The sequence below is a fragment of the Limnohabitans sp. genome, from assembly GCF_040401495.1.
Lineage (GTDB): Bacteria > Pseudomonadota > Gammaproteobacteria > Burkholderiales > Burkholderiaceae_C > Limnohabitans.
In genome coordinates, this window is record NZ_JBBAOI010000020.1 from 38280 (window position 1) to 44386 (window position 6107).

General features: G+C 52.8%; 6 protein-coding genes. 5 read left to right on the top strand and 1 reads right to left on the bottom strand.

Features of this window, described 5'->3' with window-relative positions:
• The first annotated feature begins 65 nt into the window (after positions 1-65).
• Positions 66-1403 (top strand): tRNA (N6-isopentenyl adenosine(37)-C2)-methylthiotransferase MiaB, encoded by a 1338-nt coding sequence (gene miaB, locus AC9UEO_RS11130; RefSeq protein ID WP_509533292.1) that lies wholly within the window; start codon positions 66-68, stop codon positions 1401-1403.
• On the opposite strand, the gene ffh is transcribed toward miaB, so the two are convergent.
• Positions 1400-2776, bottom strand: coding sequence for a signal recognition particle protein (ffh, locus tag AC9UEO_RS11135; protein ID WP_509533294.1), 1377 nt, complete (start codon positions 2774-2776; stop codon positions 1400-1402). The genes miaB and ffh overlap by 4 nt on opposite strands.
• 65 nt (positions 2777-2841) lie before the next feature.
• Here ffh and AC9UEO_RS11140 point away from each other — a divergent pair, with 65 nt between their 5' ends.
• The 4 genes from AC9UEO_RS11140 to AC9UEO_RS11155 all read left to right on the top strand — a co-directional run.
• Positions 2842-3654, top strand: coding sequence for a cytochrome C assembly family protein (locus tag AC9UEO_RS11140; protein ID WP_509533297.1), 813 nt, complete (start codon positions 2842-2844; stop codon positions 3652-3654).
• The gene (locus AC9UEO_RS11145) at positions 3651-3875 is read left to right on the top strand and encodes a PP0621 family protein (RefSeq protein WP_509533299.1); all 225 of its coding nucleotides are present in this window, start codon (positions 3651-3653) and stop codon (positions 3873-3875) included. Before AC9UEO_RS11140 ends, AC9UEO_RS11145 begins: the two co-directional genes overlap by 4 nt.
• A gap of 5 nt (positions 3876-3880) precedes the next feature.
• The gene (ampD, locus tag AC9UEO_RS11150) at positions 3881-4459 is read left to right on the top strand and encodes a 1,6-anhydro-N-acetylmuramyl-L-alanine amidase AmpD (protein WP_509533302.1); all 579 of its coding nucleotides are present in this window, start codon (positions 3881-3883) and stop codon (positions 4457-4459) included.
• Positions 4460-4623: 164 nt separating this feature from the next.
• A partial coding sequence (locus AC9UEO_RS11155; protein WP_509533304.1) for a ribonucleotide reductase barrel domain-containing protein occupies positions 4624-6107 on the top strand: 1484 nt, incomplete at its 3' end.

A 6107-nucleotide genomic window follows, 5' to 3' on the forward strand; every position in this document is an offset into this window, starting at 1 on the left:
CTGCCCTCCTTTCACAGCCTCTGGATCTACACCATGACCCGCTGCACTTCCCTCAAGGCTCAGCCATGAGCCGCAAAGTTTTCATCAAAACCTTTGGTTGCCAAATGAACGAGTACGACTCGGACAAAATGGCCGACGTCTTGGGTGCTGCCCAAGGCTATGAACAAACCCAAGACATTGACGAGGCCGACTTGGTGGTCTTCAACACCTGCTCGGTGCGTGAAAAAGCCCAAGAAAAAGTCTTCTCCGATTTGGGTCGGGTGAAACACCTGAAGAAAAAAGGCGTGCAAATTGCGGTCGGCGGCTGTGTGGCCAGCCAAGAGGGCGAAGCCATCATCGCCCGAGCCCCGTATGTTGATGTGGTGTTCGGTCCGCAAACCTTGCACCGTTTGCCGCAGTTACTCGAGCAACGGTTAGCTTTGAAAAAACCACAGGTCGACATCAGCTTTCCCGAGATTGAGAAATTCGATCACCTCCCTCCCGCGCGGGTGGAAGGCTCCACGGCGTTTGTCTCCATCATGGAAGGCTGTTCCAAATACTGCAGCTATTGCGTGGTGCCTTACACGCGAGGCGAAGAAATCAACCGCCCCATGGACGATGTGCTCACTGAAGTGGCCGGTCTCAGCGCTCAAGGCGTGAAAGAAATCACCCTCTTGGGCCAAAATGTCAACGCCTACCGCGGCAGCATGGGTAACTCAGCCGAGATTGCCGACTTTGCCTTATTGATTGAATACATCGCGGAAATTCCGGGGGTTGAGCGCATCCGCTACACCACCAGCCACCCCAACGAATTTACCCAAAGGCTGATAGATGTGTATGCCAATGTGCCGCAGTTGGTCAGCCACTTGCATTTGCCGGTACAGCACGGCTCTGACCGTATTTTGATGGCGATGAAGCGCGGCTACACCGCCATGGAATACAAAAGCACCATCCGCAAACTCCGTGCGGTGCGCCCCGACATCTCCATGAGTTCGGACTTCATAGTGGGTTTCCCGGGCGAAACCGAAGAGGACTTTGACAAGCTGATGAAACTCATCACCGACATTGGTTTTGATGCGTCTTTCAGTTTCATCTTCAGCCCTCGCCCTGGAACACCAGCGGCGAATTTGCCTGACGACACGCCGCATGAAGTGAAGTTGCGTCGCTTGCAGCATTTGCAAGCGACTGTAGAAGAAAACGTTCGACGTATCGGTGAGAGCCGCGTGGGCACGGTGCAGCGCATTTTGGTTGAAGGTTCGTCGCGTAAAAGTGCCGCCGAGTTGATGGGCCGCACCGAATGCAACCGCATCGTCAACTTTGACGCGGGGCCGCTAGGTCAACGCTTGGTGGGTCAGATGATTAAGGTGCGAATCACCGAGGCACTGCCGCACTCGCTGCGCGGTCAAGTGCTGGTGTCTGACTAACGCGGCATCCCCGGAAAACCGCCGCCCATGCCTTTCATGCCGCCGAGCTTTTTCATCATTTTCATAAGACCGCCACCGCGCATTTTTTTCATCATGTCTTGCATTTGGCCAAATTCGTTGAGCAAACGATTCACGTCTTGCACCTGAACACCAGCCCCAGCAGCAATGCGACGCTTGCGGGTGGCTTTGATCAAGTCTGGCTTGGTGCGCTCTTTAGGGGTCATGCTATGGATGATGCCTTGTTTGCGCAAAATGTCTTTTTCTGCTTTATCAAAGTCCACGGCACCTGCTTTGGCAGTGAGTTGGCTGGGGAGTTTTTCCATCAAACTCGATAAGCCACCCATTTGCTTCATTTGCTGAATTTGCGCTAAAAAATCATTGAGATCAAAACCGTCACCGCTTTTCATCTTGGCTGCCATCTTTTGCGCAGCTTCAATATCGATGTTGGCCGTGACTTGCTCGACCAAGGCCACGATATCGCCCATACCTAAAATACGACCGGCATGACGCTCGGCGTCAAAGGGTTCTAGGCCATCAATTTTTTCGCTGGTACCCGCAAACTTGATGGGCACACCTGTGATTTGGCGCACCGACAGCGCAGCACCACCGCGGGAATCGCCATCGGTTTTGGTGAGAACAATACCCGTCAAAGGCAAAGCTTCTTTGAAAGCCCGAGCGGTGTTCACCGCGTCTTGACCCATCATGGCGTCCACCACAAACAGCGTCTCCACCGGTTTGACCGCCGCGTGCAAGGCTTTGATTTCTTGCATCAAAGCTTCATCGATGGCCAAGCGGCCTGCCGTGTCCACCAGCAGGACATCGAAATAATGTTTTTTCGCGTAATCCAAGGCAGCCAAAACAATATCAACAGGCTTTTGGCTGGCGTCGGATGCAAACCACTCAGCGCCAGCTTGCGCGGTCACTGTTTTAAGTTGCTCAATGGCCGCAGGGCGGTACACGTCGGCTGAAACCGTCAACACTTTTTTCTTGCGCTTGGTGATGAGGTGCTTGGCTAATTTGGCGGTGGTAGTGGTTTTACCCGCACCCTGCAGACCCGCCATCAATATCACTGCAGGAGGTTGAGCCGCCAAATCGATATCGGCCACACCTTCGCCCATGGTGGCAGCCAATTCTTTTTGAACAATGCTCACCAACACCTGCCCAGGGGTGAGCGAGCTCAGCACCTCTTGCCCCAAGGCCTTTTCTTTCACGCGGGCAATAAAGTCACGCACCACCGGCAGCGCCACGTCGGCCTCGAGCAAAGCCATGCGCACCTCGCGCAGCATGTCGCTGACATTGGTTTCAGTAATGCGGGCTTGGCCACTGATTTGCTTGACCAGTTTGGAGAGTTTGTCGCTGAGTGCGGTTGCCATGGGTTGTGCCTGAAAGAAATCGGGGGCTTGCGCCTCAAAGGGCTACAAGACGCTAAACTGTACGAATGATTGTATTCAGCGCATCGACCTTCAGTACGGTATGGGGTTTGGTCGCCGCTTTGGCTTATGCGCTAGGCGCACTCTTAGGCGGCAGGCTCTCACCCCAGCAAAGCCGTAACTATCTTTGGGTCATTTCACTTTTCCATGGCTTGAGCGTCTTGGCCAGCCTTATCCCCGAACCCGACGCCACCCCTCGCTTTGGTTTCGCCCCCGCTTTGTCCGCCACCGCTTGGCTGGTGCTGATGGTCTACACCCTTGAACACCATTGGTTCCCCCAAATGAAAACCCGCTGGGTACTCTCAGGTGCTGGCTTGGTGGCGGTGCTGTTGCCCTTGTTTTTTCCTGGGCATGATTTGCATGCCGCTGCCTCACTTTGGCTGCCTCTTCATTGGGCGCTGGGCATGGCCTCCTATGCTTTATTTGCGGCTGCCGTGGTTCATGCGGGCTTGATGAACCGCGCTGAGCGTCAAATACGCTTGGCAGAAGCGGACCCCTCAGGTCTGCCCTTGATGACCCTAGAGCGGCTGACATTTCGCTTTGTTCACATTGGTTTTTTTCTGCTCACAGCCACTCTTTTCGCAGGACTCGTCTTTGGTGAGCACTTGTATGGTCCCGACAACGCCTTGCGCTGGGATCATAAAACCGTTTTATCGATCATGGCTTGGCTGACCTATGCACTGTTGATTTGGGGACGCCAAGCCAGAGGGTGGCGCGGCCCCATTGCCATTCGTTTGCTTTACCTGGGTTCAGCCATGCTGCTGCTGGCCTATGTTGGGTCTCGCTTTGTGCTGGAAGTGCTGTTGCATAAAGTCATATGAAATATCTCTTACTGTTCGCCCTCATTGGTTTGGTCCTGTGGTGGCTGAAAACTCAGCGCCGCGACAGTAGCAATTCACAAGAAGATGAGGGCCAAGCGCACAAGGCTCAAAATATGGTGCGATGCAAGTATTGCGATCTGCATCTGCCGCAATCAGATGCCCTAGAAGGCTCGCTTGGTTTTTATTGCAGCAAAGAGCACCGAGACGCCAAGGAAGGCTAGGAAACATGTCTGCTTGTTGGTCCAAGGGTTGGTACAGGTTTGCCAAGCATGTCCCCTCGCCCAACTTTGAACCCCGCCCAATGGGGGTACAAACAGATTTGTTGGTATTGCACTCCATCAGCTTGCCCCCAGGGCAATTCAGTGGCGACGCCATTGAACAGTTTTTCACCAATACGCTTGACCATGACAGCCACCCCTATTACGAACAACTGCGTGGTGTCAAAGTTTCTGCCCATTTTTTAATTCGCCGTGGCGGCGAATTAATACAGTTTGTCAGTTGTGATCAGCGCGCTTGGCATGCCGGTGTGTCAACCCACGCAGGACGTACCAACTGCAACGACTTCTCTATTGGTATTGAGCTTGAAGGCTTAGAGGGCGAAACTTTCAGCGCATACCAATACGAAAGTTTAATTTCTCTTTTACCCATGCTCTTGTCGCAATACCCCATTTCTTGCATTGCGGGGCATGAACATATTGCGCCTGAGCGGAAAAAAGACCCAGGTGCAGGTTTTGAATGGCGGTATTTGCAACAAGGTGTCGGTCTAGAAGCTACGTACTTTCCCGCAGAGCTTGGCTTAATTTAATTAATTCGCATTTTTTTCACAAACACTACACGTAGTGTGTTGAAAAGAGTTTCGACCCCATATATAGTGTGGGGTAGTCACATTTTGTTTTTTGCTTGTTCTCAGAAACAAGCAGCACTTCATACGTTAACCAAAGCATTCAGAACAACAGGAAATAAATCAAGATGCAAATTGCTTCCTCCTCTGCAGTCAGCACCAACTATGTCAACCCCGCTGACTTGACTGACGCCAACAAGTCCTCTGCGCTTCAGACCAACCTTAGCAACTACCAAATCATTCGCCGCAACGGTGCTGTGGTTCCCTTCGAGCCAGCCAAGATTGCTGTGGCCATGATGAAGGCTTTTTTGGCTGTTCACGGCACCCAAGGCGCTGCATCCGCCAGCGTTCGTGAAACGGTTGACCAACTTACCCAAGCCGTGGTGCGTGCGCTCATGCGCTCACGCCCAGGTGGCGGCACCTTTCATATTGAAGATGTACAAGACCAAGTTGAGCTCGGTCTCATGCGCGGCAGTCACCACGAAGTTGCGCGTGCCTATGTGCTGTACCGCGAAAGAAGAACCCAAGAACGTGCAGCCCAAAAGGAACAAGCCCTTCCTGCTGAACCCGTCTTGCATGTCATTGACGGTGGTAAACGCATGGTGCTTGACATGGCTCGCCTTCGTGGATTGGTAGAAGCTGCTTGTGCGGGTTTGAATGCAGACATCCAAGCAGAGCCCATCCTCAACGAAACCATGCGAAACCTCTACGACGGCATTCCCATGGAAGAGGTGCACAAAGCCTCTGTGCTGGCAGCGCGAACACTTATCGAGAAAGAACCCGACTACACCTATGCAACAGCTCGGTTGCTGATGTACTCCATCGCCAAAGAAGTTTGGGGCAAAGAAGTTACACAAGCTGAAATGGCGCAAAACTACAGCGACAACTTCGCCAGTTGTATCCAAAAGGGCGTTGATAACGAACTCCTAGACACTCGTTTGCTGCAATTTGACTTACCTCGCTTAGCCAAGGCACTCAAAGCTGAGCGCGACCTTCAGTTTGACTACCTGGGTTTGCAAACTCTGTATGACCGCTATTTTCTGCACGTCCGCAAGCAACGCATTGAGTTGCCCCAGTCGTTTTTCATGCGTGTGGCCATGGGTTTGTCGCTGGGCGAAGTCAACCGCGAAGAACGCGCTATTGAGTTTTATGAAGTGTTGTCGTCCTTTGACTTCATGTCCAGTACCCCCACCCTTTTCAACAGTGGCACCTTGCGCCCCCAGTTGTCCAGTTGCTACCTGACCACGGTGCCAGACGATTTAGACGGCATTTACGAGTCCATCAAAGAAAATGCATTGCTCTCCAAATTTGCTGGCGGCTTGGGCAACGACTGGTCTCGTGTGCGCGCCTTGGGTTCTCACATCAAAGGTACCAATGGCGAGTCTCAAGGTGTTGTACCTTTCCTGAAAGTGGTCAACGACACCGCGGTGGCCGTTAACCAAGGCGGCAAACGCAAGGGTGCGGTATGTACCTATTTGGAAACTTGGCACTTGGATATAGAAGAGTTTTTGGAGTTGCGTAAAAACACTGGCGACGATCGCCGCCGCACCCATGACATGAACACCGCCAACTGGATCCCCGACCTGTTCATGCGCCGCGTCATGGAAAAAGG

Excerpts from the sequence above, each read along its gene's own strand:
- miaB (WP_509533292.1), top strand. The coding sequence starts at position 66 with ATGAGCCGCAAAGTTTTCATCAAAACCTTTGGTTGCCAAATGAACGAG.
- ffh (WP_509533294.1), bottom strand. The coding sequence starts at position 2,776 with ATGGCAACCGCACTCAGCGACAAACTCTCCAAACTGGTCAAGCAAATC.
- AC9UEO_RS11140 (WP_509533297.1), top strand. The coding sequence starts at position 2,842 with ATGATTGTATTCAGCGCATCGACCTTCAGTACGGTATGGGGTTTGGTC.
- AC9UEO_RS11145 (WP_509533299.1), top strand. The coding sequence starts at position 3,651 with ATGAAATATCTCTTACTGTTCGCCCTCATTGGTTTGGTCCTGTGGTGG.
- ampD (WP_509533302.1), top strand. The coding sequence starts at position 3,881 with ATGTCTGCTTGTTGGTCCAAGGGTTGGTACAGGTTTGCCAAGCATGTC.